General features: G+C 37.8%; 22 protein-coding genes. 13 read left to right on the plus strand and 9 right to left on the minus strand.

Features of this window, described 5'->3' with window-relative positions:
* Nucleotides 1-482: 482 nt before the first annotated feature.
* The 3 genes from mdlC (at nt 483) to ABE954_RS05150 (ending at nt 3525) form a co-directional block, all read left to right on the plus strand.
* Nucleotides 483-2108: a benzoylformate decarboxylase gene (mdlC, locus tag ABE954_RS05140; RefSeq protein ID WP_071548554.1), complete on the plus strand. Its 1626-nt coding sequence runs from the start codon at nt 483-485 to the stop codon at nt 2106-2108.
* Nucleotides 2109-2226: 118 nt separating this feature from the next.
* Nucleotides 2227-2991 carry an aminoglycoside adenylyltransferase family protein gene (locus tag ABE954_RS05145; RefSeq protein WP_129467149.1) on the plus strand — a complete coding sequence of 255 codons (765 nt, stop codon included), beginning with the start codon at nt 2227-2229 and terminating at the stop codon, nt 2989-2991.
* Nucleotides 2992-3120: 129 nt separating this feature from the next.
* Nucleotides 3121-3525 (plus strand): RidA family protein, encoded by a 405-nt coding sequence (locus ABE954_RS05150; protein ID WP_371025749.1) that lies wholly within the window; start codon nt 3121-3123, stop codon nt 3523-3525.
* 114 nt (nt 3526-3639) lie between these two features.
* Here the strand turns inward: ABE954_RS05150 and ABE954_RS05155 are convergent, their stop codons facing one another.
* Nucleotides 3640-4983, minus strand: coding sequence for an NCS2 family permease (locus tag ABE954_RS05155; protein ID WP_042848905.1), 1344 nt, complete (start codon nt 4981-4983; stop codon nt 3640-3642).
* A 49-nt stretch (nt 4984-5032) separates the two neighbouring features.
* The gene (locus ABE954_RS05160) at nt 5033-6805 is read right to left on the minus strand and encodes an adenine deaminase (protein WP_371025750.1); all 1773 of its coding nucleotides are present in this window, start codon (nt 6803-6805) and stop codon (nt 5033-5035) included.
* Nucleotides 6806-6950: 145 nt separating this feature from the next.
* Between ABE954_RS05160 and ABE954_RS05165 the strand changes: the two genes are divergently transcribed.
* The 3 genes from ABE954_RS05165 to ABE954_RS05175 all read left to right on the plus strand — a co-directional run bounded on the left by ABE954_RS05165 (nt 6951) and on the right by ABE954_RS05175 (nt 9912).
* A complete protein-coding gene (locus ABE954_RS05165) occupies nt 6951-7877 on the plus strand; it encodes a LysR family transcriptional regulator (RefSeq protein ID WP_166687237.1) in 927 nt (308 codons plus the stop codon).
* Nucleotides 7878-8097: 220 nt separating this feature from the next.
* On the plus strand, nt 8098-8991 hold the full coding sequence (locus tag ABE954_RS05170) for a hypothetical protein (protein WP_042848902.1): 894 nt from the start codon (nt 8098-8100) through the stop codon (nt 8989-8991).
* A gap of 186 nt (nt 8992-9177) precedes the next feature.
* Nucleotides 9178-9912 (plus strand): VWA domain-containing protein, encoded by a 735-nt coding sequence (locus ABE954_RS05175; RefSeq protein WP_371025751.1) that lies wholly within the window; start codon nt 9178-9180, stop codon nt 9910-9912.
* Nucleotides 9913-10075: 163 nt separating this feature from the next.
* On the opposite strand, the gene efeB is transcribed toward ABE954_RS05175, so the two are convergent.
* The 5 genes from efeB to ABE954_RS05200 all read right to left on the minus strand — a co-directional run bounded on the left by efeB (nt 10076) and on the right by ABE954_RS05200 (nt 14081).
* Nucleotides 10076-11350: an iron uptake transporter deferrochelatase/peroxidase subunit gene (gene efeB / locus ABE954_RS05180; RefSeq protein WP_129467153.1), complete on the minus strand. Its 1275-nt coding sequence runs from the start codon at nt 11348-11350 to the stop codon at nt 10076-10078.
* Nucleotides 11351-11361: 11 nt separating this feature from the next.
* A complete protein-coding gene (locus tag ABE954_RS05185; protein WP_206227403.1) occupies nt 11362-12264 on the minus strand; it encodes an EfeM/EfeO family lipoprotein in 903 nt (300 codons plus the stop codon).
* Entirely contained in the window at nt 12242-13090 is an 849-nt protein-coding gene (locus ABE954_RS05190) for an FTR1 family protein (protein ID WP_042848952.1), read from the minus strand. Before ABE954_RS05190 ends, ABE954_RS05185 begins: the two co-directional genes overlap by 23 nt.
* A gap of 11 nt (nt 13091-13101) precedes the next feature.
* The gene (locus ABE954_RS05195; RefSeq protein ID WP_042848900.1) at nt 13102-13437 is read right to left on the minus strand and encodes a cupredoxin domain-containing protein; all 336 of its coding nucleotides are present in this window, start codon (nt 13435-13437) and stop codon (nt 13102-13104) included.
* Nucleotides 13438-13523: 86 nt separating this feature from the next.
* Nucleotides 13524-14081: an iron transporter gene (locus tag ABE954_RS05200; RefSeq protein WP_042848899.1), complete on the minus strand. Its 558-nt coding sequence runs from the start codon at nt 14079-14081 to the stop codon at nt 13524-13526.
* Nucleotides 14082-14368: 287 nt separating this feature from the next.
* Here ABE954_RS05200 and ABE954_RS05205 point away from each other — a divergent pair, with 287 nt between their 5' ends.
* From ABE954_RS05205 to ABE954_RS05215, 3 genes are all read left to right on the plus strand, one after another.
* Complete coding sequence (locus ABE954_RS05205; RefSeq protein ID WP_129467155.1) at nt 14369-15298, plus strand: haloacid dehalogenase-like hydrolase; 930 nt, start codon at nt 14369-14371, stop codon at nt 15296-15298.
* Nucleotides 15299-15445: 147 nt separating this feature from the next.
* Nucleotides 15446-16780 (plus strand): 30S ribosomal protein S12 methylthiotransferase RimO, encoded by a 1335-nt coding sequence (gene rimO, locus ABE954_RS05210; RefSeq protein ID WP_042848896.1) that lies wholly within the window; start codon nt 15446-15448, stop codon nt 16778-16780.
* Between the two features lie 211 nt (nt 16781-16991).
* Nucleotides 16992-17633, plus strand: coding sequence for a helix-turn-helix domain-containing protein (locus tag ABE954_RS05215; RefSeq protein WP_166696565.1), 642 nt, complete (start codon nt 16992-16994; stop codon nt 17631-17633).
* A gap of 620 nt (nt 17634-18253) precedes the next feature.
* On the opposite strand, the gene ABE954_RS05220 is transcribed toward ABE954_RS05215, so the two are convergent.
* Nucleotides 18254-18883 (minus strand): response regulator transcription factor, encoded by a 630-nt coding sequence (locus ABE954_RS05220; RefSeq protein WP_129467158.1) that lies wholly within the window; start codon nt 18881-18883, stop codon nt 18254-18256.
* Between the two features lie 469 nt (nt 18884-19352).
* Here ABE954_RS05220 and ABE954_RS05225 point away from each other — a divergent pair, with 469 nt between their 5' ends.
* The gene (locus ABE954_RS05225) at nt 19353-20348 is read left to right on the plus strand and encodes a LacI family DNA-binding transcriptional regulator (RefSeq protein ID WP_042848894.1); all 996 of its coding nucleotides are present in this window, start codon (nt 19353-19355) and stop codon (nt 20346-20348) included.
* Between the two features lie 84 nt (nt 20349-20432).
* Here ABE954_RS05225 and ABE954_RS05230 read toward each other — a convergent pair whose 3' ends face one another.
* Nucleotides 20433-21887, minus strand: a complete 1455-nt coding sequence (locus ABE954_RS05230) for a glycoside hydrolase family 32 protein (RefSeq protein WP_071548548.1) — start codon at nt 21885-21887, stop codon at nt 20433-20435.
* 185 nt (nt 21888-22072) lie between these two features.
* Between ABE954_RS05230 and ABE954_RS05235 the strand changes: the two genes are divergently transcribed.
* The 3 genes from ABE954_RS05235 (at nt 22073) to purT (ending at nt 25398) form a co-directional block, all read left to right on the plus strand.
* On the plus strand, nt 22073-23020 hold the full coding sequence (locus ABE954_RS05235) for an aminoimidazole riboside kinase (RefSeq protein ID WP_042848892.1): 948 nt from the start codon (nt 22073-22075) through the stop codon (nt 23018-23020).
* Between the two features lie 170 nt (nt 23021-23190).
* Entirely contained in the window at nt 23191-24117 is a 927-nt protein-coding gene (gene rarD / locus ABE954_RS05240) for an EamA family transporter RarD (protein ID WP_129467160.1), read from the plus strand.
* A gap of 102 nt (nt 24118-24219) precedes the next feature.
* A complete protein-coding gene (gene purT / locus ABE954_RS05245) occupies nt 24220-25398 on the plus strand; it encodes a formate-dependent phosphoribosylglycinamide formyltransferase (RefSeq protein ID WP_129467161.1) in 1179 nt (392 codons plus the stop codon).
* The last annotated feature ends 206 nt before the right edge of the window (nt 25399-25604 follow it).

The raw sequence follows: 25604 nt of genomic DNA on the forward strand, positions 1-25604 counted from the left end.
AGAGATAATCGAAAGGAATGATAAGAAGTGTGATGTGTGACATAAAAGAAAACCGCCACTAGTAAGAAAACAAAATAGTAATCTGTATGAATAATATAAGGTTTGTATCAAAAAATTAGCGTTTTAAATAGTGACAATACCGGTTTTAAATTTATGGCTTAGAATTAAATAAACAACATTATTATTAACAAAAATCACAGTTTAATTTTGTTTGTATATTGTTATTTAGTGTTTTTCAGCATCTTTTTATTATTATCATAATAGGTTAATAGTTTAACTATTTGTTTTTTATCTTAATAAAAGATTGTTGACACTCATTTTTATTTTAAAGTCTTATTTTTTCTTAATATAGTGAGAATAAAATTTTTGCTATGATGTATTACTAAAGCTTATGTAAATCAATGGAGAATGTAGTTTGATCAAGGCTTATAAGATTACTCGGTAGCCCACTTAGTTATGATGATTTTTATGGAGTGTTTTAAATGAAAAAAACCATTCGGCAAGTAACATTCGAATTATTACGTAAATTAGGTGTAACAACCGTTTTTGGCAATCCAGGCTCAACAGAAGAAACATTTTTAAAAGATTTTCCGAGTGATTTTCGTTACATCCAAACTTTACATGAGTCTTCGGCTGTTGCCGCAGCTGATGGTTATGCTCAAGGTATGCGTAAGGTTGCTATGGTGAATGTACATACATCAGCAGGTTTAAGTAATGCGATGAGTAATATATTAACCGCCTATATGAACCGGACACCATTGATTATTACTGCCGGCAACCAAACGAGAGAAATGTTATTAATGGAACCTTGGCTGACAAATATCGAACCCGAAACACTTCCGAAACCGTGGGTGAAATGGAGCTATCAGCCTGTACGTGCTGAAGATGTCCCTGCTGCATTTATGCGGGCTTATGCTATGGCGTTGCAACCACCCGCAGGGCCTGTGTTTTTATCAATTCCGCTGGATGACTGGGATAAAGAGACACAAATGACCATGCCAACTGTTCGTTCAGTTTCGGAGCGTATTGGTTATGATCCTCTTCGTTTACAGGAATTTGCAACTGCTTTATCTAACGCTGAAAACCCCGTTTTGATTTACGGTTCAGCAATTGCAAGGGGACAAGGGTGGGATGTGGCTATTCAATTGGCTGAAAAAATCAATGTACCAGTCTGGTCTGCTCCTGCATCCGAACGGCCTCCATTTCCTGAGGATCATCCTTTATATGCTGGTGGATTGCCTTTTGCGACAAAGCCATTATCAGAAAAACTGAAAGGTCATGATTTAGCTATTGTGGTCGGTGCACCCGTTTTTCGCTACTACCCTTATGTTGCGGGAAGCTATATCCCTGATGGTATGCGCTTATTGCATATTACAGATGACCCTATTGAGGCGGGGAGAGCCCCTGTTGGTGATAGTTTATTAAGTGATGCCGTTTTAGCGCTGGAAGGGTTGCACCAATTGGTGATGCCAAGAAAAATGGCTAAAACAGTGGTTAAGCAACCGCATGGTATGGCTCCTCATTCTACAGCAGAGACTCAGAACACTTCGGAAATATTAAGTGCCTCTCAGTTATTCCGCGCTCTGAGAGAGGTTTCCCCAGAAGATACTGTACTTGTTGAAGAATCCCCGTCTAATTTAGGCGAGTTACACCAAGAATGGCCGATAACGTTACCCGACTCTTTTTATACATTTGCGAGTGGTTCGTTAGGTTGGAATTTACCCGCGAGTGTTGGTATTGCACTAGCAGAGAGAGACAGTGGGCGGCATCGTCCTGTGATGGCAATTATTGGTGATGGTTCAATGCAATATTCTATTCAGGGTTTATGGAGCGCAGCTCAACATAATTTACCGATTGTTTTTGTGATACCTAAAAATAATGAGTATGCGATTTTAAAATCATTTGCGGTACTCGAGAAAACACCGGGGGTACCGGGGCTTGATATTCCAAACCTGGATATAGTTGCATTGGGTAAAGGATACGGTTGCAGCGCGGTAAGGGCTCAAACCGTTGATGAAGTCAAAAAAGCCTGCCAAGAAGCATTCAATCGTAATGGACCCACGGTGATTGAAGTTCCTATTTTACCGTCTATTCCTCCACTTATCTAATTAACAAAAATAGTCCCTAGAATGGGGCTATTTTTGCCTATCTTTTATTGTAATAATAGCTAAATTAGCGTCACTCATGTGGAGTTAGAAAACATTATAAAAAGGTTTTTAGAGCGTTATGAAAAATTCATATCAGGTAGCGCAAACATTGTCGATTTTACAACGGCATCTTTGTGATTCATTGATTGCCGTTTATCTTCATGGTTCAGGCGTGTCTGGCGGTTTAAAGCCGGCAAGTGATATTGATATATTAGTTGTCATTGATAAAGAAATGACTCATGACCAGAGAACGCTACTGGTTTCTGATTTTATGGTAATTTCTGGGCTTTATCCTAGCGATCCTCAAGGGCGTCGGCCATTAGAAATAGCTGTTTTTGTTTCAGGCGAGTTAGCCTCTCTTTCATACCCAGCAAAATGTGAACTAATGTATGGGGAATGGTTACGGCAAAGTATTGAGCAAGGGCAGTTGGAAGGTCAAGTTTACGATCCTGAATTTACTTTGATGTTAGCGCAAGCACAGCAAGAAGCTGTTAGTTTATGGCAATCAAAAGAATATCAACTCCCTGTTGTTAATGAACAGCAAATAAAGCAAGCGATGTTAGATTCTCTCCCTAATTTATTGTCATCTTTAGACAGTGATGAGAGAAATGTTTTACTGACATTGGCTAGAATGTGGAAAACCATGGAAACTGGGCAGTTTGTGACAAAAGATAAAGCCGTTGATTGGGTCATAAACCGGGTTCCGGATGAACTACAACCCATCCTAATAGGTGCCAAAATGGCTTACTTAAATGGCATCCCAACTGATTGGATAAAGAAAAAAATTGAAATACAGAAGCTAGCAAAGTTTATGGAACTCGGTGTCATGAATAGTTTTAAATAAACTTTATCAATATATGTAGCTTTAAATGCGTTATTTGTTTCAACAGATAGAATTTGTCTGATACTTAGATACTTTAATAGAATTTTCTTTATAATTTACAGTTGGTTGATATTTTAAAACGGATAAAAAATGACAAAAAAATCAATTAACCCTAAAACGGTATTTAACTCTTTGCAGTATGGCTTTAGCCAAGCAATAGAAACGAGTGGAACACGCCAATTATTTTTATCGGGGCAGGTTGGTGTAAATGCTGAACAAGAGACTGTAACTGGTGGGATGTATGAACAAACAGTTCAGTCACTGATTAATATTGAGCATGTATTACGTGAAGCGGGTGGGGATTTATCCCATGTCGTGATGTTACGTATCTATATTAAAGCAGGTTATGATAGTGACGAAGAGCAGCTTGCTATTACAAATGTATTAAAAGAAAAGTTTGGTGAAATGCCTCCCGCCTCTTCTTGGATTATTGTGACAGGCCTTTCATTGCCAGAATGGCTAATAGAAATAGAAGCACAAGCGGTATTAAATTAGTGTTAGCTTAATTAAAAAGGCCGCTGATTATGAGCTGACCCCAGTCATTGGGTAACCAATTTCTGGGGTTCACGTCATTATTTAAACTCTGGCCTTTTTATCATTCAGTGAGTATTAGTGTTTTACTAGTGTTGAGAAATAATACACGAGAGGGACTGCTAGAATCCATAAACTGATAGGGATCTCGCGCCATTTACCAGCAACAGCTTTAATTAAAATATAGAATAACAACCCGCCAGCAATCCCTGTTCCAAAGCTATTGGCAATTAAGGTGATCATCACCATCATTAAAACAGGTAACCCATCAGTAAAGTTGCCTAAATCAACTTTACGTAGACCACTAAACATATTTAGACCAATCAAAATTAATGCGGGCGCGGTGGCTTGTGCTGGGATCATTAATGCAATAGGGGTAAATAATAACATTAATAAAAACATAAATGCTGCGGCAAGAGCTGTCATTCCTGTTTTACCACCCGCTTCAGCGGCTGCCGACGACTCTATTAATGCTGTTGCAGCTGGAATGCCGACCATTGGTCCTAATGCTGCTGCGATTGAGTCAACGATAAATGGGCGGTTTATATTCGGCATATTACCTTCTTTATCTAATAGACCTGCTTCGCCGCCAACGGCTAATGTTGTTCCCATGGTAGAGAAAAATTCAGCAGCAAAAAAGACAAATAAGAAGGGTAAAAATGCAATATTCAACGCACCAATTAAATCAACTTGCCCAAGAACTGGTGCGATAGAATGAGGAACACCAATAAAACTTTCAGGTAGTTTTGTGACACCAAATGGAATACCTAAAATAGTCGCAAATAAAATGGCCCATAATATTCCACCGGGAATTTTACGCGCTTGTAATGCGATAGCGACAAAAAAACCTGCAAGGGCAACTAAAGCACCCGGTGAAAGGAAATCACCTAACATTAATGCATTAGTTTTTGGATTGGCTAATACTAGCCCAGCATTGCGAAAGCCTAATACAGCAACAAAAAGCCCAATTGATGCAGTTAATCCGAGTTTAATTGATTGGGGTACTGAACGAGTTACTACTTCACGTAAGCCGAATTTGGTTAACAGAAAAAATAAAATACCAGACCAGCACGCAATACCTAACCCTATTTGCCAATCTATTCCTTCGCTGCCCGCTAGGGTAATACCAACGAGTACCGACCCGCCAATTCCAGGACCCACAATAAAAGGTAAATTTGCATAAAAAGCCATTAATAAGCTGGCAAGCACAAAGACAATAATGGTCCCTGTTGTTGCAGCGCCTTTATCCATTCCACCCGCGGCTAATAAACCAGGAATTACCACCAATAGATAAGCGGCAGCTAAAAAGCCCGTGATACCCGATAAACACTCAGTTTTAATTGAACTTCCGCGTTCTTTTAATGCGAAGCGTTTTTCTAACCAACTCCCTGATGTTGGCGTATTTATTGAATTTTCAGCCATTAATAGGCTCTCCTGTCATTATTTTTGGTATATTCGTATTTTTAGGTCATTAGTGCTCGGAAAAATGAAGAACGGCATCAACAAGTTGACGTGTTGTTCCATCTGTTAATCCTAAGTCGGTTAAATGTGGCCCTGCATTACAGGCTAGACAAGTTCCTTCTATCGCTTTGAAAACACGATAAGGCGGTTCCCAGTCAGCAATTTTATGGCTTAACTCACGTAATTGACGGAACTGCTCGGCGAGTTCTGAGGCGGGTAAATCCGATAACATGCCCGCAATTGGCATAGCTACATGGGCTAAAATTTGTCCATTTTGGACTAAGGCCATGCCTCCACTGCTTTCTATCAATAAATTGGCGGCAATCGCCATATCCTGTGGGTCACGACCGAGCACGACAAGGTTATGAGAGTCATGTGAATAGCTAGTAGCGATGGCGCCGCGTAATTCACCCCAACCTTCGAGCAGGGCAATCTGTGGTCGTGCATCATGACGCCCATGGCGGTGCTGAACGCGAATAAAACTAAAATTATCAGGAAGTTGTACTATGCCATTAGTAACTTGCACATCAACTTCTCCCCATTGAGTAAAGCGGGCGCCATGGATATGCCGCAATCTAGCTATTCCATTATTCACTCCATCAATTTTAAGTTGGCAATCATCCGCGGTAATTGGGGAAAGATGCATAGTATCTCGAGGTGGTAAAATATCTGATGGAGAACTAATGGCATGTATTAATTTGCCTTTTTCTGCAATTTTTTTACCTGCTACATAAACGGCTTGTGCTTTTAACGTTGTCAGTGAGTCAAAGAGTACGAAGTTAGCTTTTCTGCCTGCGGCAATTAAACCAAGGTCATTACGTTGTAAGCGAATAGCCGCATTGAGTGTTGCAAAGCGCAGTGCATCAGTTGCTGGCATGCCATATTCAATCAATAGGTTGAGTAAAGCGATAATACCACCTTTTTCTATCAGCATATCGGGTGGAACATCGTCGGTACAGACTGTGATTTGCGATGATAAATGGGGCAATGATCTCAGTGCATTCACAATGTCAGGGAGTAAGTAGGGATGGGAGCCTCGAATTTCTAAAGTAAGGCCCGCTCTGAGTTTTTCCAGCGCGTCATCTGCGGAAGTTAACTCATGGTCTGAAGTAACGCCTGCCGCGAGGTAAGCCTGTAATTCGGCACCTTTTAACCCTCGAGCATGCCCTTCTATTAATTTACCGGATTGGAGCCCTGCATTCAGCACTTCCTCCATTTTTTCGCTGCCATTGAGTACGCCATGCATATCCATAACCTCGGCGACCCCCCGCACTTCAGGCCAACTAAGCATAGTTGACATTTCTTTGCCTGCGAAATCTGCCCCCGACATTTCCAACCCTGGCGTAGATGGGACGGATGATGGTGCAGCAACCATAACGTCTAAAGGTAAATTACGACTAGAGTCAATTGCATAGCGGACTCCCTCTAATCCTAATACATTAGCAAGTTCATGGGGGTCCCAAAAGACGGCAGTTGTCCCTTGAGTTAGAACGATTTCTGCATAACGAGCTGGTGGAAGGTGAGAACTTTCTAAATGGACGTGAGTGTCAATTAACCCAGGTGAAATAAAATAACCCGATAAATCATGAACTTCTTTTGCATCAGTGCGTGAACCTGTTGGGTGGACACTTGCAATCAAATTATCTACGATACCGATATCTGCGGAGCGTATCTCGCCTGTTACCATATCAACGATATTGGCTTGTGTGAGTAAAAGGTCAAAAGGAATATTGCCTTTTGCGGCTTGAATAGCATTACGCCGAGTTTGCTCTGTTATGTTCATAAAAATACCATTTATATGATTTATGGTTGCTACTTTATGAGCAAGGCAAACGTTTGCCAAGATGATAAAATTTATCAGGCTATAAGAGAAGGTTATGATAGGATGAATATTCCATGATTATTCAATCTGCAGACAATTAACGATTATGACAGAACCTTGGCAACGGCTGCCGGCACTGACGCTCAAACAATTACAGTATTTTGTCACTTTGGCAAAGTTGCGTCATTTTACTGAAACAGCTAATCGTTTAGCTGTAAGTCAGCCTGCACTTAGTAGTGCTTTACGGCAAATTGAATCTGTTTTAGGTGGAAAGCTAATTAATCGAACGGCATCATCAGTCACATTAACGGAACTAGGTGCTGCTATTTTACCTCATGCACAGCAAATCCTCAGTGTGTCGCATCGTGCATTTAGTGATATTCAAAAAATCATCGAGGATGGTGGTGATGGTATAGTGCGTATAGGGCTTGTTCCTTCTGTGAGTTCATTAGTATTTCCATCTGTTCCTGAACAATTAAACCAATTATTTCCTAGATTAAAAACCGAGTTTTATGATCAAACTAATGACTTACTCGTGAACCAGATAATTAATCATGAAGTTGATTTTGGCATAGGGGTTCTAGACAGTTCAGTTCCACAAGAGCTGAGTATTTCCCCATTACAAGATGACCCTTTTGTTGCTGTTATTCATCATGATGACAGGTTAGCGAACAATGAATTTCATTTACCTTGGAAATTACTGAATAATCGCGACATTGCTGTATTTTCTAAAGGGAATATTCAACGTTTAGTTGCTGCAACAGTAGAAAGCCATCGGCTCAAATTAAATATTCGTTATCAAGTTGATTATATTGAAACTCTATATGGTTTAGTTCGTTCTAAACTAGCTATTGCCATCCTACCTCAACTTTATACTGTTCATTTACGTGACCCTGAACTGAAAGTATTACAACTTCAGCAACCTGAATTAACTCGTACAGTCGCTTTAATACGTAATAATCAGCCTCTTACACCAATGATGGAGGATGTTTATCAAGTATTATTAAAAGTATTACGTGGTCATAATGGATAATATTTAAACTATTTTAGGGTGTTGATTGCAACAAAATAGATAGTTAACAGTAAATTAGTTAGTTAAAGCACTTATCGTAAAGTTATTTTTATCAATATCAATTAATAATATACTGTTAGCATTGCTGGTAATATTTAAAGTGAGAGATAACCCCCCTCATTCAGGTGTAACATTCTGATTATTTAGAATAACTATAAAATTATCATTTGGAAATAATATTATGAAAATCATCCTAAAAATTATTTGGTTTATTGCCGCAGTCATATCTATTTCTGCTTGTGATGATTTTCAGGCGTTAGATGGAAAAGGTAAATTCTATTACACTAATCCTAGTACAGATACAATGACCTTTAAGTTAGATGGTAAAGGTTATGATATTTTACCGGATGGGAAAGGGGTTATTCTAATTTCTAGTGGGTTACATCACTTAGAAGATGAAAAAGGGCATATAACTGACTTTTTTGTTTTTGAAAATAATTCAGGTGGGATTATTAACCCAAATCAGTTTGTTTATTATACTTTATCTGAAGTGTATGCGGTTGATGGTAAAGAAAATAGGTTTCAGCCTGCTAGTTACCCTGTGACCATTAATGGTCATGAGTTAGAAATGCCTATTCGAAGCTCAAATGCCACGATCATTGATGCAAATATATTTAGATGTAGTTACCCTGTAGGGGAAGCATTTCCTGAGTCAATTACCCTTTATGACGATAATTTAGATGGGAATATTAAATCTAAGTGCTTTGATAAGCTTGAATTAATTCAATATATAAAAAATGAATATAACAAAAACCTATTACCTCAGAAAAATCATCATGGTTTTTTAGATTCCGTGAATATAGATTTTATGTATGTAGAACCCACCGCTGATTTTGCTAATGCTAATGTGCAATTAAAAGCAGAAAAACTAGTAAAATTGGTTAGAAAGCTGAAAGATTCTGATGATGCTGATATACATAAAAAGCTGAATGAAGAATTCTATCAAGCGACAACTGAATTAGTTCATGAATATGCGCAGAGTTCTGCATCTAATACCGTTTCTGAAAATGTGAAATATAATGAATTTATCCAACAAATTAATTTACTCAGGGAAAATGGTATTTGGGTAAGGTAAATTTAACTTATTCTAATTACAGTGATATTTCTACACATAAGAGCTGATTATTTAGTAATGGTTCGTCTCATTCTTAATTAAGAAAATGCTTATTAAGTAAGCAGAGTAATCTTATTTGAAATAATAGTAGGAAAAGAGACATTGGATATGGAAGTCTTTATATCAACCATACCAAGGAACTCGGCAATGAACCTATCAAAGCAATCTGTTTTTGCTGTTATATCAGCAGCATTTTTATTGTTGTTCACTACTGTTGCAAGTAGCAAATCAGTTGTCGAAATTAAGAAAGAACCTGATGTTTTAGATCTCGTTTTTATTCTCGATAAAAGTGGATCAATGTCTGGTTTCGAATCAGATACTATTGGCGGCTATAACAGTGTTCTTGCTGAAAATAGAGACAAAAAAGCCAAAACTTACATTACGACACTGCTATTTAATGATAAAACAAACCTGCTCTACAATAGGGAACCTATTGATAAAGTAGCTAATTTAACGCTGGATGATTACCAAGTTGGCGGTTATACCGCACTATTAGACGCAATTGGGGAAGGCATCGAAAAAATGCGTGAAAATAGAAAAGTGACTAAAAATAATAATGTTCTATTTATCATTATTACGGATGGTCAAGAAAATAGCAGTCGTAAATATTCTCAAGCTAAAATTAAAGCGATGATTAAATCAGCGGAAACGGAAGATAAATGGGATTTTATTTTCTTAGGTGCAAATATTGACGCAATTTCTGAAGCTGAAAACATTGGCATTAAAGGTGCTAATGCGACGGGGTATGTCCAAGATGGTACGGGATATGATAAAGCTTATCGTGCTGTCAATAAAGCGGTTGAATCAAAGCAGATGTCTGCACCAATATCAGAGGATTGGAAACAGGAAGTTGAAGCGGATGTGAAGGAACGCCAAAAATAATAAATGCAGTAAAGCCTAAACAACAGTGATGAATAGATAATATTTAGGTGATATAGCCAATGGCTAGTGATTAAGAATATTAATTGTAAATGGTAAAAGCCCCTCAGTAATTGATTGTCTAACTACTGAGGGGCTTTTTGCATGATAGGAGAGTTAAATCACTTTATTTGGTTTGTTTTAATGCTGTAAACATTTTTTCAGCAAGATAACCTTGTGAATTTTTTACCCCCGGCAAGACGAAGTAGTACCCACCACCGAAAGGCTTTATGTATCTCTCTAGGGGTTCACCATTGAGACGTTTTTGAGTATCAATAAAACCCGTTTTTAAATTTTGTTGAAAAGATACAAAGATTAGCCCCATATCTAGAGCACCAGACTCTGTTAAGCCTAAAGAATAGCTGTAACTTCTGCGCCTAAGCTTGGCAGTATAACGTTCAGGATTACGAGGCTCAGCACGGCGCATATGAGAGTCAAACAATATACGATCGCCATGTGGGTCTTTTTCAAAGGCTGGGTCATCATGTTCATTTTTCATCCCTATTGGTGCTCCGGAGTCTTTATGACGTCCAAAATCGTTTTCTTGATCTTCTAATGGCGTTCTATCCCAAAATTCAAGATTGAAGCGTATTAAGCGCACGGCTTGGTATGTACCGCCATCACACCAAGAAGGTTCTTTACTTCCATCTGTTATCCAAATCAGTTTATTCATCAATGATGTGTCAGAAGAGGGGGCATTGCCCGTTCCATCCTTAAAACCGAACAAGTTAATTGGAGTCGAGTGATTGTCGATATCTCGTGCAGGTAAGAAACCGTCAATTTTCCATAATGGGAAGCAATAGGGAGATACATGGCGTAAAATATCCCTTAATGCATAAATAACACTTTCTTGGCTGTTGGCACATATTTGTAGTAAAAAGTCCCCACCACACCATTTTTTCTCTAGCCTATCGTTAGGGAAACTCGTCATTTCACTGAGGTATTTAGGTTTAATTTTGTTGAGACCAAATCGGTTATCAAAAAGGGAGTTTCCTAGTGCCACAGTGATAGTGAGTAGGTCAGGTTGCAAATGTGTCCCGAGAATACCGGACTCAGCTGGAGGCATTTTATCATTTTCTGTTGAAGGCATTGTTTGTGGTTGGGTAAGGTATGCAATGCGCTCGGTTAACAAAGCGAAAATAGTTTGTAGTTCTTCAACAGTATTCGACGTAATATTGAAAGCGATAAATGAGGCATTTTTAGGCTCGGGTGTTAATACACCAGCTTGGTGTTCTCCAAGATAATTAACCGCTTTATTGTAAGTGGGTTGGCAATCAGCGAATTTTTCTTTAGCTTTTAAAGTTGGAATAGTTAAAACCGCGCTACCAATAGCGAAAGCTTTTAATGCATTTCTTCGTGACATTCCTGTTGCTTGCAAAATACTTCTAGGTTTAGCTTGCATAAATTTATGCCTTAATATTTATAGTAAACATCAACATCGAGCTGAGCCCGTAACTTTGCTAAAGTTTCGGCTTGTTGAGTGAGTAATGAATAAAGTGCCATTTTGTCTTGTTGTTTTAGCTGGCTATAAGGTTGATATGTGCTATCAGCCATATAATATGGCTGCATGATTTTATTGATCCGTAGAGTATTTTCTTGTAATTGTTTAAGTGTATTCTTTTCAATAAAAGGTTGAATAACGTTGATGATTTCTTGCGAACCTTTTAAGTTAGCAGAAATATCGGTTAAATCAGATAAGCTGTAGATATTTTCTTTACCCTCTAATTTTGTTTCTAGGATCATTTCAATAAAGTCAGCGGAAGCCTGTACTAATTTAGGGATCTCAATAGTTTCTGTTGTGACTCGTTTATGCAAATCGCGCCCTTTAATGAGTAACTCTTCATTAGCCGCTAATGCTTGTGTTGGATTTTTTGCAGCAAATAATTGGTATTCAACAAGATGAAACCCAGTAAAGCGATAGTCTTTTTCTTTATCGAGAAAATAATCTGCCCTAGGGTTAATGGTTCTATCTGTGTTACCGAATAACACTATAATTGGACGAACAGTCTCGTAGTGTTGATGGGCTATGATGTAAGCGTGTTGAGCTGCCGATAGCTTCCCTTGTTGTAAATTTTGCTGTAGTAACTCTAGCTGGATAACCATTTCTGCTAATTCAGCGGTGATAAAATTCATGTAGGTATGGATTGAATCTTGGTATTTCTCTGGAGTGGGGATATCCCCTTTAGCAATAATGATGTTATCCCCAGTCTGTACTGGGGACCTTAGTGCTTTGCCATAACTTAATGAAGGAACAACGACCCCTAATATTAAGCTAAAAAATAACCATTTGAATTTATACCTTAGCAAGCTGCACATTTTTTTTGCTCCTTGCAAATAGCGGTATCACAATTACCCAATAGAGAATAAAGGTTATTACACTTAGCCATATCGGTTGTGAGCGATAGGCAAAGAAAGAGGAAATAAAATTCCCCGCAATACCTGAATCATCCAGTAAAGCGGTAGTATCCCAAGCGGGATAAATTAAAAACTCGGGGATAGCAAAATCATACTCAATCAGCAGGTTAGCACTTTCTTCCACCCCTTTTAGTAGAAGTGATAATGCAAGGAAAAGTAGGATCACCCCTGTAACTTTGAAAAATATAGCCCAAGAGATTAAGCGATTGGTCAATAAAAAAGCGTAAAGGGTCAGGGCAGCAATTGCTATTCCGCCAGCGACTTCGATAAAGAATTCAGATGCATTATTGGTTGTTAATGACATAATAAAACTAGAAAGGAATACCACAATTTCACTCCCTTCACGGGCAATTGCGATGGCGATAATGAGTGAAGCTCCCCACCAGTTATGGTGTGCAGCATTGCGGTTAATACCCGACTCAATTTCTGCTTTCATAGAACTACCGTGTTTATTCATCCAATAAACCATTTGGACGATAAGAACACAGGCAAGTAATTCCATAAAGATCATAAACAATGATTGGCCTGTATCATCGAGGACGTTAAATACGCCATAGATAAGCAGTGCAAGCAATATGGACATTGCTAGCCCAAGGGCAACGCCCCCCCATAGGTATTTCATGCCATTACGAGCATCAGGGTGACGTTTTATCCACGCATAGATGATACCGATAACTAAAAGCGCTTCAAAACTTTCTCGCCACACAACAAAGAGAACTTGCCCCATGTTACATCCTTTTATTTAGCAATGATCTCGCCTTTCGGGTGAGAAAGGTGAAAGTCATCGAAGAAGCTATAAGTACCTGGTTTTAGCGGCGCAATGACAACAACAGAACTTGCGCCTGGCGCTAAAACTTTTTCTTTTCTCAATTGAATACTTTCAAATTCAGCAGGTTCTGTACCCGTATTTGTGATTTTAATGCGAATAATTGTTTTGGCGGGGACTTCGAGCACTCGAGGAATGAGGTCTCCATTTTTCATTTCTAATTCGACTGTGAATTTTTCTGCCGCAAGTGAATATTGTGGCGTAATAGTGCAAGCAATAAGCAGTATAAAGCTCAGTATTGTTTTCATCTTGGCTTATCCATTTTAAGCGCAAATAAAAAAGGGCTTGCGTGGAAAGATTCCCCGGTTAAGCCCTTAACTAATTTGGTGAGAAATTAGTAACTACCTTTACGACCAATACCCGCGTAGTCAAAGTCCCAAGAGACTTCAAAAGGCTGGAACCAAGGAGCGACACCTGTTTCTTTATCAATATGGCGACCAAAGGCAACATCTTTATTGTGTGAAGGTGGATAAATTTTGTAGACCACACGATATTTACCATTACCGTCTAATTTGATGTTTTCCCCATAGTGAGGGCCATCACTCGCTACCATTGGCATAAACGTACCTGTTTGCGTTTGTGGTTTATCACCAAGTTTTGTAACGGAATATTCGATTGTTAGGTAAGGGACCCAATCGCCTTCGGCGAAGCCATTCGGATTATCTTCAACAGCATGGATATCAGCTTCCAAATGAACATCTGCTTTGTCTGCGGGTAAATGAGACATTGCATGGTGACCTTCTTCAGTATCCATTGTGATGGGTTGTAAATAGACCCCTTGGATTTCCATTCCATTTTTGATCACTGGGTGGCCAAGTGGATATTCTTGAGCGAATGCAGCGATTGAAAATAGCGTGAGACCCGAAACAGCAGCTTTGTATGCGAGTTTCATTATTTCGTCCTTACCATAAGTAATATTGAGTCGTAATGATAATCATTACTATTGGTAAAAAACAAGCAGTAATTTTTAATGGAATAGGCATTAAAAGGGTAAAAATACACTTTTTTTATAAAAATCTATATGTTAGAAAAAGTTATTATTCTTAAAAAAATAACTTATTCATAATGTGTTCTATTAGGCAGTTTATAATTTTATACATGATATATTTCGCTGATTGTTATGAAATTAGTTAAAGTTCTTTTAATAAATTCTTTTGATTGATAAAGAAAGGGGCAACTATGCAAAAACGTTATCTTGATTGTTCAGCCTCAGAGATTGCCAAACTAAGTAAAAAGACGCTATTAGAGTCAATTAAGGCCAGTGAGGGGCGGCTATTGGTTTCTGAAACCATTGGCACTATTCAACCCGTATTAATGACAGTCACGAATGCGGAGCTAGCCGCGAGTCAAGGTGCTGATATTTTGCTGTTAAATGTTTTTGATGTTAATCAACCTATTCTACAAGGGTTACCAGAAGGAACGGCTCCTGAGGAGGTGATTCGCACTCTTAAGCATTTAACGGGTCGGGCGATCGGTGTGAACCTCGAACCAGTTCCAGCAGGGTTTAATAACCCAACGCAAGATGCACAGTGGAAAATATCGGAAGGGCGCTTGGCAACAGTAAAAAATGCACTGAAATTAAAAGAAATGGGGGCTGATATTATTGTTCTAACGGGCAACCCCGGGAACGGTGTTACTAATGAAGAAATTAACCAAAGCCTTAAAGAGCTTAAAGCCGTGGTAGGCGAAGATATTGTTCTTATTACAGGGAAAATGCATGCAGCGGGTGTTTTGAATGCTTCTGCTGAACAATTAATTACGGAAGATGATATTCGGGCATTTATTGCCAGTGGTGCTGACATTATTTTATTACCAGCGCCCGGTACCGTCCCTGGGATTTCATTAGAATTTGTACAAAAAATGGTTGGTTATTGCCATTCTCAAGGGGTTATGACAATGACAGCAATTGGAACCTCCCAAGAGGGAGCTGACTTACAAACGATTAGGCAAATTGCGTTAATGTGTAAAATGGCAGGGACTGATTTACATCATATTGGCGATTCGGGCTACAACGGAATTGCATTACCAGAAAATATTTTAAATTATGGTATTGTGATCCGTGGTGTTAGGCATACTTACTCGCGAATTGCCCGTTCAATCAATCGTTAGTGCAATTTATTTTCTAGTTAAAAGGGCTATTCTGATTGGCTCTTTTAGCTTTAAAAATTCATTATTATCGCTAAAAATTTATACAATTCCTTTTCTTCTTCAGGTAAAATTTCGCCCATTTTTCTAAAATAATAAAAGAAGTGAGTTATGTCGCAAAATACTAATTCGGTGCCTAAAATTGGCTTCGTTTCCCTTGGTTGCCCGAAAAACCTAGTTGATTCAGAACGTATTTTGACTGAGTTACGCACAGATGGCTATCAAGTGGTGCCAAGTTACGATGATGCAGATTTAGTCATCGTCAATACCTGTGGTTTTATCGATAGCGCAGTACAAGAATCGTTAGAGGCGATTGGTGAGGCGTTAAACGAAAACGGCAAAGTTATAGTGACTGGGTGCCTCGGCGCAAAAGAAAATCAAATTCGTGAAGTTCATCCAAAAGTCTTAGAAATCACAGGCCCACATAGCTATGAACAAGTACTAAACCATGTTCATCACTATGTCCCTAAACCAGAACATGACCCTTTCTTTAGCTTAGTTCCCGAACAAGGGGTTAAACTAACGCCTAAACATTATGCTTATTTAAAAATTTCGGAAGGGTGCAATCATCGCTGTACTTTTTGTATTATTCCTTCAATGAGAGGGGATTTAGATAGTCGTCCAATTGGTGATGTATTAAATGAAGCGAAGCGTTTAGTTGCATCTGGCGTAAAAGAATTACTCGTGATTTCACAAGATACTTCTGCGTACGGTGTTGATGTTAAACATAGAACGGGGTTTTGGGATGGGCAGCCAGTAAAAACCAGCATGGTTGGTTTATGTGAACAACTTGCTTCTATGGGGGTATGGGTGCGTTTACATTATGTGTATCCATATCCACATGTTGATGACGTGATCCCATTGATGGCTGAAGGAAAAGTATTACCTTATTTGGATATACCTTTGCAACATGCTAGTCCAAAAATCCTCAAATTAATGAAACGTCCTGGGGCAGTGGAAAGGACATTGGAACGGATTAAGCGTTGGCGAGAAGTTTGCCCTGAGTTAACGTTGCGTTCGACTTTTATTGTTGGCTTTCCAGGGGAAACCGAGGAAGATTTCCAAATGCTATTGGATTTCTTAGCTGAAGCTAAGCTAGATAGAGTCGGGTGCTTTAAATATAGCCCAGTAGAAGGTGCGAAAGCGAATGAGCTTGAGGATCAAGTACCTGAAGAAATTAAAGAAGAGCGCTACCATCGTTTTATGCAATTACAACAACAAATTTCAACGCAGCGTTTACAAGATAAAATTGACAGTACAATTTTAGTGATTATTGACGAAGTTGATGATGAAGGGGCTGTTGGGCGTAGTATGGCAGATGCACCTGAAATCGATGGTATGGTTTATCTAAATGGTGAGTTTAATGTTAAGGCCGGTGATATTGTTAAAGTTAAGGTCGAACATGCTGATGAATATGATTTATGGGGCTCGATAGTTACCGATTAATAACTTATTGATTAGTACATTTTATAGCCTGCTTAAAGATAAAAAAAGCAGGCTATTTTTATTCATTGATGGCGAACTATTCGATTGCGGGTGGTAAATTGATGTAGATCAATGGTGAAAAAACTATCAATAAATAACTTGATCTAGAATATAAAAATTAAATGGGAAATTGACATAATCAAATAACTCTTATCGAAGAATAAGGATGACTATGTCGGCTCATTTAATATTTCCAACAGCAATATCGAATAAATTTAATCATTATAATTCAATTGATTATGATTTTATGATGGACCTTGTTAGTGGGACCATCATGGATGGATTATCGCCATTATATAATTTCAACATCGATGTTTCATGCATTAGTACGCGGGGCGAAACGCTATGGCTAAGTAATGAATCGAAAGGCGCTTTTGAAATTGCAAACCTATTATTAGGGGATATGACTGAAGGTGCGAGAACAAGGTTATTTGCCAGCCCAATTGAGTTACATGGTACATTCTATTATTTAGCCCCTGTATATTGGCCTACCGATGAACTATTCCTGATCGTGGCTTTTTCAACCGTTGGAGATAACGGTAATCTTCTGCTCGCGCTAGCTCAATCTCTTGCTAGAGAAGCAAGTGAAAAACTAAAGTGTCACTATTATTTGCAGAAAATACCGTATGAAGCGAAAGGGGAACAACGTTTTGCTAACATGGATATTCAATCTGTTGAAAAAGAATTGATTATTGAAGTCGCGCAAGCCTGTAAAGGTAAAATCCAACAGATGCATCAGGTGCTCAATATGGGGAGAACAACGCTGTGGCGTAAGCTAAAACAATATGAGATCAATATTAAAGAATATAAGTAATCTATAGCCTAGTTGTATCATTGCATAAAGCCAAAAAGAGTGCGCTTCTGACTACTCTTATAGCCAGTCATGAGCCATAAAAATAGTGAAGCGCAAAAGAATTAGCCAATATTGTGATCGGTCGTATGGAAAGGCAGATTTGGCTTACCTCTCTGTACTGCTATCAGATGTATTGGGATAAAGAGAAATGAAAAAGTAAGCTCATTATGACGAAGTAGATGAAGTATGTATGTTGTAAAAAGCCTTATTTTTTTATATTTTCGCTCGAAGGAATTGTTAGCAAAAAGCAACAGATTTCATAAAAATATGTTATATAAAATATTTTTGAACAGTAGCTTAATAAAGCTTAATTCTATCATCTTATTAGATAAATTCGGAAGGTTATCATTACGACTGAAATTATTAATTAACTTAAGTGGCTCTTTAGTCAAATATAGTGTATTTATATTTTTTCTGTAATTTATGAATTTTAGTTATTATTTTTAAATATACAGGATTTTAATCTATATTTATCTTAGATTATATAGATTAATCATTTTTAAGAGAGAGAATTTCTGATGGTTTAATATTAAACCATCAGAAATAATAATTTACATAAGAAAGGAAACATATCATATAGATTAAATATGTTTAGGATAGGTATTGATATAGTCGTATTCTTGAATAAGCTGAGGAAGTGATTTAATACCTAGTTTTGTATAAATATTAGAGCGATGAACCTCTACAGTTCTAGGTGATAAAGAGAGTTTTTCTGCCGTTTCTTTACTCGTATTACCTTCTAATATCATATCCATGATTTCTCTTTCTCTAGTCGAGAGGCGAGCAAACTTATCAGATAGGTAGGTATATTTTTTGTGCTCTTCATGCATAGAGACGAACAGTTCTGTTGCATTACTAATAGCATTCAAAATTTCAATATCTTTGAAAGGACAAGGGAAAAAATCAAAAGCTCCAGATTTAAAGCTTTCGCGACACAGATTGATAGAAGGCTCTTCAGCAAGAACAATAAATGGCACAATACCGAAATTGCTACTTATATTGTTTAATCTATTAATACGGTTCTCATCATTATTTAAGAATAATAAAATACATTCTTTCACATTGCTCTCGAAAGGGTAGGTATAATTACTCATAAATGTTTCTTCGTTATTATAAAATTTAAAGATAAAACCAAAAGATTCCATCATTAATTTCAGCTTATTCTTAAAGACATTATCACTATCTATGATTACGTGAATGGTGTTATTCATCACCATACTCCTGTTAAACTGATTTGATATTCATATTAATTTGATAAAATACGTAGATAAATAAACCGAAAAATGAATTTGACGGTAATATTTTCTACTGATCGTTGTTCTTTTTATTAATGTATTACTGACCTTAATTTATATTAAAAATATCATCTAGTTAAATTTAATATAAAAATAGAAACAATGGTTAAAGTTTGTGTCAATGCGTAAGATTCGATTAATGTTATGTAACATATTAGGTGGTTTTACTTGTTTAACGAGTTTTTTCCCTAACAAAATATATAAAAAATTTATAAGTTCTTCCAATAATATCGCAAATAGCTAATCATAAAAAGTCTAAAATGTGGGGCTGAGCGAAGTTTTGTTAAGTATTTATACTTGTTTTAGATTGATTAACAGTGGGTGCTTTTTATATCTAACATGCTAAAATTTATCCTCGACCTTTTTTAATGAGTGAATATACTTAATGGCTTCTTTAAAAGATGTAGCGCGACTAGCAAATGTTTCATTGATGACGGTATCAAGGGCAATTAATAGCCCTGGCTTGCTCAAACCTGAAACATTGAAACAGGTTCAACAAGCTATTGAGTCACTTAATTATGTCCCAGATTTTTCTGCTCGGAAGATAAGGGGGAAAAGTTCAAAAATTTCTACAGTAGGTGTTTTAGCGCTCGACACAGCGACAACTCCATTTTCAGTAGAAATGATCCTTTCAATAGAACAAACAGCAAGGCAATTTGGTTGGAGCAGTTTTGTTGTCAATATCACATCAAGTGAAGACAGCGAAAGAGCGGTTCGCCAACTATTGTCCCAACGTCCTGATGGTATTATTTATACCACAATGGGGCTTCGAGAAGTCTCTATTCCAGAAACGCTACATAATAACCGTCTTGTTTTAGCTAATTGTGTAGATAAAGAAAATAAATTTCCGGCCTACATACCAGATGATTTTAATGGCCAATATAATGCAGTTGAACGTTTAATTGATAAGGGATATCGCCATCCATTGTGTCTTTATATCCCACAAGAAACATTGGCTGGGAAAATTCGCAGTGAAGCAGTTGAGGCGGCGTGGAATAATGCTAATTTACCTAAACAATCTTTAAAACAATATCATTTAGAACTAGGTGATGAACATTATTTGGATGTTATAAATTTAATCAATCGTCACTTTAAAAATAAGAAACCAGATTTTGATGTCGTCATTTGTGGAAACGACCGCATTGCATTCTTAGCATATCAAGTGTTGCTTAGCCATGGATTACGCATCCCTCAAGATATTGCGGTGCTTGGTTATGATAATATGATTGGTGTTGGGGAATTATTTTACCCACCATTAAGCACTGTGGTATTACCGCATTATCAATTGGGGCAACAAGCCGCTTTACATATTATAGAAGAACGCCAGTTAGATGGGGTTCAATACGTTGCATGCGACTTGTTAGAACGTAACTCATTTTAATATATGAATATTTAATTATTTCAAGAGGTTGTTGGCCACTGGTGTAGTAACAGCTTCTTAATATTCCCAACAGAACTTCTCTACTTATACGATAGCTTTTTCGAGATGCCAATAGGTTGCTTTTTCTAACTTTGCTTGGTTATTTATTGCAAATAGTTTTAAATCTCGCTCCCCTTCATGTGGGTAGATACGGCAACTAAAATTAACGTCACCATCGTTAATGAATATTTCAAGACTGGAGCGATCAACAAAAGCATGTATTTTTAGCTGCTGGGTTTCAGGTAATGGAACACTGCGGCTATCACTAATTGTATATTCAGGATAATGGCGCATTAAGGTTAATCGTTGGTTTTGGTTATCAATATAAAATTGCACTCCGTAACCAATCCAAAAACCAAATTTCTCCGCGGGGCTCTGTTGTAAATCCCAAATAAGTTCTAGTTCACAACTGGAGGCATCTTCATTCACTAAAACCGTTGTGTTCTTTTCTAAATTTATTGTGGGTAAGTGCGTAGTGGATTGCCGTAAAGACTTTAATTCTTCAATAGGTCTAGAAATAATTTTGCCTTGTTCATTAAGAGTAAGCTCTCTGGGTAAAGTAAAACAACCTGACCACCCATCTTTTTGGGATGGCATATGACTTTCCCACATATCCATCCAAGCTATTGCAATACGGCGACCATCTTTCGATAAAAAAGTTTGTGGTGCGTAAAAATCCTGCCCAAAATCTAATTCGGTAAATTGGTGAGTAATTGTATAAGGGGAGTTTGGTGACCAATTCCCGACTAAATAACCATTTTGAAAAAGATTACGATATTGGTACTTTTCAGCTTTTTTCCCTTGAGGTGAAAATAAAGCAATAAAATGTTTCCCTAGAGGAAAAAAATCAGGGCATTCCCACATATAAACACCCTTATCATCAGTTTTAGCCAGCACTTGGTAGTTTTGATCCCAATTTAATAAGTCTGAAGTGCTAAATAAGAGTATTTGACCATGATTATGGGGATCTCTTGCACCGACCACCATCCACCACTTATTGTTTTGCTGCCAAACTTTTGGATCACGGAAATGCATAAACCCTTCAATTGGCGGAATGACAACTCCTTTTTTTTCAAAATGAATACCATCTGTACTAATCGCAACGCATTGAGACTGAATAATTTGGCTGTCATCACCTTGATTACCCAACCAAATATGACCCGTGTAGAACAGATAGAGTTCACCGTTATGGCTAACTGCGGAACCCGAAAAACAGCCATCACGGTCATACTCTTCACTAGGTGCTAATGCAATAGGTTGGTGCTGCCAGTGGACCATATCAGTACTTGTTGCATGCCCCCAATGCATAGGCCCCCAGCTAGCGCTAAATGGATGATGTTGATAAAAAGCATGATATTGACCTTGGTGATAAATCAACCCATTTGGGTCATTCATCCAGCCAGCAAAAGGAGCGAGATGATATTGAGGATAGAATTGAAAATCTAGGTTTTTTCTTGATGTTTGAATGGTGTTATTCGCTAATTCAAGTTGATTTTTCATTGTGCTTCCTTAGTTATTTCCCCATACCGAAATGGATAAATAAGATGAGATAACTCGTGCGTTTCTTTAATGATATATTTATACTAATGTTAACGTTAACAGTTTGCTAGTGAAAATTTCATTAGTAGGTAATGTATATATTCATTAATAGATAATAAAAACACGTAGTCAGTAAAGGAGATATGATGAAAGTCTGGGCTTTAGGCGATGCAGTAATTGATTTGCTCCCCCTTAAAGGGATGCAATATGAAGCTTGTGCTGGTGGAGCCCCCGTTAATGTCGCCGCTGGCGTTGCACGTTTAGGGCAAAACAGTGGTTTTATTGGCAGGGTAGGGGAAGAGGCTTTTGGGCATTTTATGCAGAAAACCTTATTTGAACTAGGAGTGGATACCAGTGCGATGGAGTTTGATGACAAATATAAAACGAGTACCGTTTTAGTCTCATTACATGAAAATGGTGAACGTGAATTTTCTTTTTTAGTTTCCCCTTCAGCAGATCAATTTTTAACTGCAAAAAACTTACCTAAATTTGGTAATGATATTTTGCACTTTTGCTCATTAGCATTGGTACATGAAACCTGTCGGGCATCGTTATCAACAGCAATAAAAAATATACAGCAAACAGGGGGATTACTGAGTTTTGATATCAATATTCGCCCACAAATGTGGGCTGATCCCGATGAAATGCATTGTGTTATCGATACTTTTGCAACGCAAGCAGATATTTTAAAACTATCGGATGATGAATTATTGTGGCTAACAAAGGAGAGCTGTTTTGATGATGCGATTTCTAAATTACAAAAGTATCCTGCCAGTTTAAAAATAGTCACTCAAGGCGCTAAAGGTTGCCAAGTATTTACGTCCTACACATCTATAGCGGTTAGTGCCTATTTAGTTGATAGCATTGATACAACAGGGGCTGGCGATGCTTTTATGGCGGGTTTACTTGCGGGAGTTTCTCAATATGGTTTGTCAAATACTGGCGACAGCTTAATGAAAATTATTTCTCAAGCGTCAGCTTGTGGAGCTTTGGCAACGACTAAAAAAGGGGCGATTTCAGCAGCGCCAACGCAACAAGAATTAATCGAATTTATACAACAGCAACCACTATTATCCCAAAGAGAAATCCTTTGAAAAGTATCTATATGGAAGGTAAATAGAAGATGGTTGTCTAATCCTCTTTTATTTATATTTACTTCGATATAAATCGACCAATATTGGAGGTGCAATCAGTTTTATTTTCTATATTTTGGCGTATGATACGAAGCTAATTTCACTTAATTAGTTTTTATTGCGGGTAAACTATGTTGCTGCGTTCAGGAGTGGCTCTTGCCATTTTTTCTTATATTCTATGGGGTATAACACCGTTATTTTACCGTTTACTTCCTGGCGCCGAACCTTTAGAACTACTTGCTGAACGTCTTATTTGGTCAGTACCAATACTTTTTTTTATTCGTTTAATTATTAAGAATAAATCTTTATGGAGCCAAGTCTGGGCTGACAAAAAATCAATTGTTTTATGTTTCTTTAGCTCATCGATTATGGCTATTTCATGGACTGCATTCACTTATGCGTTAACTCATGGGCAAGTTCTAGCGGCAAGTTTGGGCTATTTTATTAACCCTTTATTTTCAATTTTACTCGGGGTTATCTTTCTCAGAGAGCGACTTGTATTTTCTGAAAAAATGGCCGTTATTTTTATATGTGCTGGTGTCGGTTATCAAATATGGCAGTATGGCGAACTACCTATTCTAGCGTTAGTGATGGGGAGCGCATTTGCGATATATGGATTAATACGTAAATTTATTCGGTTTGATGTCATTACTTCTTTATTTTTAGAAGCTCTTTGGTTATTGCCAATAGCAATAGGAATAACTTGGTGGTTAAACTCAAATGGTTTAAGTGCGGTAGCAGAAGGGGATTGGCAAGTTAAAATTCTTTATATGCTAGCGGCTCCGGTAACGATTATCCCATTGCTATTTTTCACGGCTGCAATTAAAAGAACTTCATTGACTGTAATTGGTTTAGCACAGTATATAGAACCCACAATCCAATTTTTACTTGCGGTATTTTTATTTAATGAGCTATTTGATTGGGTAAAAGGTGTCAGCTTCTCATTAATATGGATTGGTTTGATGTTCTGTATTTTAGCGATTTTGCGCAAGCAATATACTAAGTTCTCTCATAAAGATCCCTTTATTACTGGGCGTGATAAGACACCATTAGGCTAGATACTAGGCTCAGCATTCATGAACTTTGTTTCCTCTGATAGTAAAAGCAAACGATTGCGTATATAATCACATTTATTATTTTTGCGGATAAGGTCATTAATCATGAATCAATTGGGTACTGCGCTGTGCGCTTCAGCAACCAAAGTCATGTTGCTTGGGGCGGGTGAACTGGGTAAGGAAGTCGCTATTGAATGCCAACGTTTAGGCATTGAGGTGATTGCTGTTGATAGATACGATAATGCGCCAGCTATGCACATTGCTCACCGCAGTTACACAATTAACATGCTTAATGGCGAAGCATTAAAACAGCTTGTTGCCTTAGAAAAACCTGATTTTATTGTCCCTGAAATTGAAGCTATTGCGACAAAAACCTTAGTTGAACTGGAAGAACAAGGGCAAAGAGTCGTGCCATCTGCGAAAGCCGTTTTTCTTACCATGGACAGAGAAGGGATACGTCGCTTGGCAGCGGAAACGCTTCATTTACCGACCTCTGATTACCGATTTGTTGAAAATAAAGCGGATTTTATTACTGCAGCAGAGAAAATCGGTTTTCCTTGTATTGTAAAACCAGTCATGAGTTCGTCAGGAAAAGGGCAGAGTGTTATCCGCTCGGCAGCAGAATTAGAACAAGCATGGGAATATTCTCAACAAGGTGGGCGCACGGGACAGGGCCGCGTTATTGTTGAAAAAATGGTTAATTTTGATTTTGAGATCACCTTGTTAACAGTCAGTGCAGTTGATGGCATTCATTTTTGTGCTCCTGTTGGTCATCGCCAAGAGAAAGGGGATTATCGTGAGTCTTGGCAACCGCAACAAATGAGTGATATTGCATTGAGGAAAGCACAAGAGGTTGCCCAAAAAATAGTTAGCGCATTGGGAGGCTATGGGGTATTTGGTGTTGAGTTATTTGTGTGCGCAGATGAGATCATTTTTAATGAAGTCTCACCTCGCCCTCACGATACAGGAATGGTGACGTTAATTTCACAAAATTTATCTGAATTTGCCTTACATGTTCGGGCTTTCCTAGGGTACCCAATAGGCGCAATTCGTCAATATGGGCCAAGTGCTTCTGCGGTTATTTTACCTGAATTGCATAGCAGCGATGTAGTATTTGGTCATATTGATACTGCATTTGGGTCGGATATCCAGTTACGTTTATTTGGTAAACCTGAAATAGCAGGAACTCGTCGACTCGGGGTTGCTTTAGCTGTTGCTGATTCTATTGAACAAGCATTGGAAATGGCTAAGACTGCGGCTGATAAAGTTAAAGTATCAGGTTGATTTCTAATAAAAAGAGCTCATTCACATTATATGAATGAGCTTTTAACTATTAAGAATTAAAATGATAACGAAGGGTTATTCAAGGAAAAATTTTGTTGTAAAGCAGCAGTGGTTATCTCTCTGATAAATGGTATAAGTCATAAGCTTGCACTAATATGACGGTACCTGCATAATTTTAAAAAAGAATTTAATTGTTGCATTAGGTT

Source organism: Providencia sp. TYF-12 (assembly GCF_041344805.1).
GTDB classification, from domain to species: domain Bacteria; phylum Pseudomonadota; class Gammaproteobacteria; order Enterobacterales; family Enterobacteriaceae; genus Providencia; species Providencia huashanensis.

What these genes read in the sequence shown, in the direction of transcription:
- ABE954_RS05185 (WP_206227403.1), bottom strand. Translation starts at nt 12,264, where the DNA reads ATGTGCAGCTTGCTAAGGTATAAATTCAAATGGTTATTTTTTAGCTTA.
- mdlC (WP_071548554.1), top strand. Translation starts at nt 483, where the DNA reads ATGAAAAAAACCATTCGGCAAGTAACATTCGAATTATTACGTAAATTA.
- ABE954_RS05200 (WP_042848899.1), bottom strand. Translation starts at nt 14,081, where the DNA reads ATGAAACTCGCATACAAAGCTGCTGTTTCGGGTCTCACGCTATTTTCA.
- ABE954_RS05195 (WP_042848900.1), bottom strand. Translation starts at nt 13,437, where the DNA reads ATGAAAACAATACTGAGCTTTATACTGCTTATTGCTTGCACTATTACG.
- ABE954_RS05215 (WP_166696565.1), top strand. Translation starts at nt 16,992, where the DNA reads ATGTCGGCTCATTTAATATTTCCAACAGCAATATCGAATAAATTTAAT.
- ABE954_RS05155 (WP_042848905.1), bottom strand. Translation starts at nt 4,983, where the DNA reads ATGGCTGAAAATTCAATAAATACGCCAACATCAGGGAGTTGGTTAGAA.
- ABE954_RS05225 (WP_042848894.1), top strand. Translation starts at nt 19,353, where the DNA reads ATGGCTTCTTTAAAAGATGTAGCGCGACTAGCAAATGTTTCATTGATG.
- ABE954_RS05230 (WP_071548548.1), bottom strand. Translation starts at nt 21,887, where the DNA reads ATGAAAAATCAACTTGAATTAGCGAATAACACCATTCAAACATCAAGA.
- ABE954_RS05165 (WP_166687237.1), top strand. Translation starts at nt 6,951, where the DNA reads ATGACAGAACCTTGGCAACGGCTGCCGGCACTGACGCTCAAACAATTA.
- purT (WP_129467161.1), top strand. Translation starts at nt 24,220, where the DNA reads ATGAATCAATTGGGTACTGCGCTGTGCGCTTCAGCAACCAAAGTCATG.
- ABE954_RS05170 (WP_042848902.1), top strand. Translation starts at nt 8,098, where the DNA reads ATGAAAATCATCCTAAAAATTATTTGGTTTATTGCCGCAGTCATATCT.
- ABE954_RS05235 (WP_042848892.1), top strand. Translation starts at nt 22,073, where the DNA reads ATGAAAGTCTGGGCTTTAGGCGATGCAGTAATTGATTTGCTCCCCCTT.
- ABE954_RS05175 (WP_371025751.1), top strand. Translation starts at nt 9,178, where the DNA reads ATGAACCTATCAAAGCAATCTGTTTTTGCTGTTATATCAGCAGCATTT.
- ABE954_RS05190 (WP_042848952.1), bottom strand. Translation starts at nt 13,090, where the DNA reads ATGGGGCAAGTTCTCTTTGTTGTGTGGCGAGAAAGTTTTGAAGCGCTT.
- ABE954_RS05145 (WP_129467149.1), top strand. Translation starts at nt 2,227, where the DNA reads ATGAAAAATTCATATCAGGTAGCGCAAACATTGTCGATTTTACAACGG.
- ABE954_RS05160 (WP_371025750.1), bottom strand. Translation starts at nt 6,805, where the DNA reads ATGAACATAACAGAGCAAACTCGGCGTAATGCTATTCAAGCCGCAAAA.
- rimO (WP_042848896.1), top strand. Translation starts at nt 15,446, where the DNA reads ATGTCGCAAAATACTAATTCGGTGCCTAAAATTGGCTTCGTTTCCCTT.
- ABE954_RS05220 (WP_129467158.1), bottom strand. Translation starts at nt 18,883, where the DNA reads ATGAATAACACCATTCACGTAATCATAGATAGTGATAATGTCTTTAAG.
- efeB (WP_129467153.1), bottom strand. Translation starts at nt 11,350, where the DNA reads ATGCAAGCTAAACCTAGAAGTATTTTGCAAGCAACAGGAATGTCACGA.
- rarD (WP_129467160.1), top strand. Translation starts at nt 23,191, where the DNA reads ATGTTGCTGCGTTCAGGAGTGGCTCTTGCCATTTTTTCTTATATTCTA.
- ABE954_RS05205 (WP_129467155.1), top strand. Translation starts at nt 14,369, where the DNA reads ATGCAAAAACGTTATCTTGATTGTTCAGCCTCAGAGATTGCCAAACTA.
- ABE954_RS05150 (WP_371025749.1), top strand. Translation starts at nt 3,121, where the DNA reads ATGACAAAAAAATCAATTAACCCTAAAACGGTATTTAACTCTTTGCAG.